General features: G+C 57.6%; 3 protein-coding genes and 1 tRNA gene. 2 read left to right on the top strand and 2 right to left on the bottom strand.

Going from position 1 to position 3,752, the window contains the following annotated elements; genetic code table 11:
* Nucleotides 1-273 precede the first annotated feature (273 nt).
* A tRNA-Ala gene (locus tag AAF739_17960) sits at nucleotides 274-349 on the top strand.
* A 671-nt stretch (nucleotides 350-1,020) separates the two neighbouring features.
* Nucleotides 1,021-2,019 carry a putative sulfate exporter family transporter gene (locus AAF739_17955; protein ID MEM6384553.1) on the top strand — a complete coding sequence of 333 codons (999 nt, stop codon included), beginning with the start codon at nucleotides 1,021-1,023 and terminating at the stop codon, nucleotides 2,017-2,019.
* A 39-nt stretch (nucleotides 2,020-2,058) separates the two neighbouring features.
* Here AAF739_17955 and AAF739_17950 read toward each other — a convergent pair whose 3' ends face one another.
* Together AAF739_17950 and AAF739_17945 are read right to left on the bottom strand one after the other, a co-directional pair.
* Complete coding sequence (locus AAF739_17950; GenBank protein MEM6384552.1) at nucleotides 2,059-3,123, bottom strand: siderophore-interacting protein; 1,065 nt, start codon at nucleotides 3,121-3,123, stop codon at nucleotides 2,059-2,061.
* Between the two features lie 23 nt (nucleotides 3,124-3,146).
* A partial coding sequence (locus tag AAF739_17945; GenBank protein ID MEM6384551.1) for a hypothetical protein occupies nucleotides 3,147-3,752 on the bottom strand: 606 nt, incomplete at its 5' end.

The raw sequence follows: 3,752 nt of genomic DNA, 5'->3' as shown, positions 1-3,752 counted from the left end.
GATGAAGACGACGACAATCTCGCTGACATCATTCCCGTCGGCAGTGACGACGACAAAGACGATACATGATCATTTTATTGCTTTGCTCACCCCGATAAGGGGTTAAGGAAAAACGGTTCGGGAAGCCTGCAAAACAGGCTTGTCTTACCCACCGGCGTTTCGTAAGGAAGCGCCGTTCGCTCCGCCGACTGGCGAGCCGAACCATCCCGGGCGCAAGGCACAGCCAAGCGTCCACCCGATCCAACCCGGCTCACCCGGCCGCGCAGAAGATCAGGGGCTATAGCTCAGTTGGGAGAGCGCTTGCATGGCATGCAAGAGGTCGTCGGTTCGATTCCGTCTAGCTCCACCATTCATAAATCACTGTCTTACATGGTCTCTTCGTTTGCGAAGAAACTTAGGCAATTCCGCTGCTTGCGTGTCTCACTGACGTATGAGGCCCGAGAATGGGCCGTGGCTTGAGCACCGTTTCCCCATCGGTTTGACAAGTGCTACGGGTGCGAGTCGTTCCTGAGAGTCTACGGCTCGGTGCCCAGTTAGTTAGCCATCACGGTATCCGATCAGCTGATAATCGCCGCGCTGGCTGGCTTAGATCACAACTAACTGCTGGTTCTCGATCTGCTTGATGGTGCGTGGAAATGAGCACTGTTTGTTCGTCTTCAAAGAGGACTTCTTTCCTGTCTTGGTCATCGGTCAATCCTTTGATCTCTGCGGCCGACAAAATGCCAAGCTTTGCGCTGACCAACGACCCGCGATCAAAAAATGGAGGCCTAGAGACAGGCATAAGTGAATGTCCGCCGCACGAACACACATGCCCGCTACAAGCGAGATGTCCGGCCAGAGGAGTGCATCACATATGGTCCCACCCCTGTCTGTAGGCGCATATCTTGTTGGCTCGTAAAACAGCATGAAAAATGTATGGTCGTGGCTCTTACGGTGTTTTCTGACACCGGCTAGTGTACTGTCGTAAAAACGGTTTTGCCTTGAATGCGCTGGCCGACTCAAGACTGAGAGCTCCTGAGCATGCAGAGCCTTTTTGCCGGTGCCTGTGCCTGCGTTGTGACAGCGCTGGCGGCCACGTTTCTGTCGGAGCACTATGGTGCTCCTGCCATGCTGATGGCCCTGCTTCTGGGAATGGCGTTGCATTTTCTTATTGAGGATGAACGCGCGAGGCCGGGGATCGAATTTTGCGCGAAGCGGCTGTTGCGCATCGGGGTTGCTTTGCTGGGCGCGCGTATCTCGTTTGAGATGGTTCAGGCGTTGGGGGCGAGCGTAGTTGCTATGCTCGTTGCCGCCATTATCGCCACGATCGTGTTCGGCATCGTGGCTGCCAGACTTCTCGGCAGACGGTTTCGGTTCGGTGTTTTAACGGGTGGTGCCGTCGCCATCTGTGGGGCATCGGCAGCGATGGCCATCGCGGCGGTCTTGCCTGCACGCCCAGGTCCCAATGGAAAGGCGGAGGCCGAACGGGCGCTTCTATTCACCGTGCTCGGCGTCACCATCCTCTCCACGATCGCCATGATCGGCTATCCGCTCATCGTATCGGCGCTCGATCTCGACGATGTGGCAGCTGGTATCTTCATCGGCGGCACGATCCACGACGTTGCTCAGGTAGTAGGTGCAGGGTTTTCCATCTCGCCGGAGGCCGGTGAGACCGCGACTCTCGTGAAACTGATCCGGGTGACCATGCTCGCGCCGTTCGTGCTAATCATTGCCCTTGCGGTCAAACGCTTCGGCCCGGCTGACGCGGAAGCGGGGGAGCGGTCGCCATTGATCCCGATGTTCGTCATTGGCTTTTTCTTACTAGCAGCGCTCAACTCCTTTGGGCTGATACCAGAACTGGTGGGCGACTATCTGGAAGCCGCATCACGATGGGCATTGGTGACGGCCATCGTCGCCGTCGGGATCAAGACGTCGCTGCGAAGCATTCTTGATGTCGGCGGTCAGGCGGTGGCACTCATTGTTCTGGAAACAGTCTTCATCGCGGGCTTCGTGCTGCTCGCGCTGAAGTGGATGGCGTGAGCGCAGCAGGCTCCGGCACGCCGGTCGAGGGAGCCTTCCTTAGCTTTGAGCCGACCAATAGCCGGCGATATAGGAGTTCTTCTTCAGCCCACCCGCTTCGGCAAAGGAAGCGCGGATGTTCGCAGCGTCGTGCTTTTCTCCGGCGAACCAGATGAAATCATCGTCCACCCCATCTTGGAGTGCATCACTTACTAGCTCAGCCATGGATGCCTCCTCATCCGCGAGATGCCAAGTGACTTCGATACCGGGATGATCTGGCACCGGGTAATCGAGCGAGGCAGGATGGTTGCCGCAGAACGTCGCCTTCCCCTCTACCCCAGTCGGTAGGGTCTCCAAGATGCGCGCCATGGCTGGAAAGGCAGTTTCGTCGCCGAACATCGTGATACGGCTGCAGGATGGGATACCCTGGCCGCCGGGGCCGGTCAGGCCAATCGTGTTACCGGGCAGAGCTTTCTCAATCCACTGTGTGATGCGACCGCCATCGTGCAAGAAGACATCGATATCCAACTCGTTGCTCTCGTGATCGATGGCACGCGCAGTATAGACCGGACGGTGCAGGGCCGCTTCGCCCTTGGGCCAAACTGCAGCGCCGTTTTCGCCCACATGGGGCCAGACGATTTCATCTAGACCGGCAGTTGGAAGCGCAAATCGCAAATGGATGGCGCGATCGTCGAAGGCACTGAGATCACCGCAGGCAAGCCGCACGCGCTTGAACGCGTCACACAGATCGACGACCTCCACCACACGGGTGATCTGGAAATTGGGCGGAAAACGGTCGATCGTATCGACACTGTCCGACCATCTTAGCTGCGCTGCATCATCGGGTACTATTCGGTTGAGCTGGTCGAGCACGCCTTCTTTGACGATGAACAGTCTGGCACGATCAGAAGCTGCGATCTCGATCCGGACACTTGCGGCGGCGTCTCGCACCGTCACGACGCCGTTCATCGTGCGGAAGCTGAGCGTATCCGGCGCATTCTGCAGGATATCGAGGCCACGCGCCTGAGCGGTTTCGAGGAATGGGTCGCGAATGGCTAAGAACGCGACGTCAGAAAGGAGTGCGTGGGTTTGCTCTTCAAGAGGCTTGGTGGGTCGCGCGTCCATGTCAGCGGATACTCGATATGCCGCTAGACAATGACGTTCAACGCCGAAGGTAGCGAGGTGATGATATCGCGCCATTGATTGAGCGGCGTTCGTTGCTCATCAACATCGCAGGCAAGCACGGCGATGCACCGGTCCATCGTGTCGTAGATCTCCAGCATGGGAACATCGACGCCGGCATCGCACCGCATCACGCTGTAGACATGGGCAATCGCATCGAGGTCGAGGACCATCATGGAATGTCCTGAATGAAGAAAGAGGAGTCCGTCTTCGACGTTGGCAAAATCCAGGGTCCCATAGTGGGACTGCATCAACCCCCTGCTTGTGACGATCTGCAGGAAAGGCAGCCTTCTTTGGACCAGGTGAAGCAGGACATGTTCCAGGACGTGCGGATCGATCTTGCGGACTTCTTCTGGCTTGCAGGTACGCAATGTCCTCAATCGACCCGGCCCGCCATCCTTGAGAATATCGTCGAGGTGATCGCCAAATGACATTGAACTCCACTGTCGTCGTGCCTGCAAATGCGGCATCAGCGAGACCACGTTGTCCTTCCGTTGGGGTGCCTTGTTTTCGCTCTGGAAGAGCCGTGTCGATCCTCGCCACTCCTCGAACGAGGCGCAGGACGCAGCGAG

This window comes from Pseudomonadota bacterium (assembly GCA_039024915.1).
Classification (GTDB): Bacteria; Pseudomonadota; Alphaproteobacteria; order Rhizobiales; family MH13; genus MH13.
The sequence above is the reverse complement of the archived record's forward strand: the minus strand, read 5'-3'. Positions and strand labels throughout refer to the sequence as shown.

What these genes read in the sequence shown, in the direction of transcription:
- AAF739_17955 (MEM6384553.1), top strand. Translation starts at nt 1,021, where the DNA reads ATGCAGAGCCTTTTTGCCGGTGCCTGTGCCTGCGTTGTGACAGCGCTG.
- AAF739_17950 (MEM6384552.1), bottom strand. Translation starts at nt 3,123, where the DNA reads ATGGACGCGCGACCCACCAAGCCTCTTGAAGAGCAAACCCACGCACTC.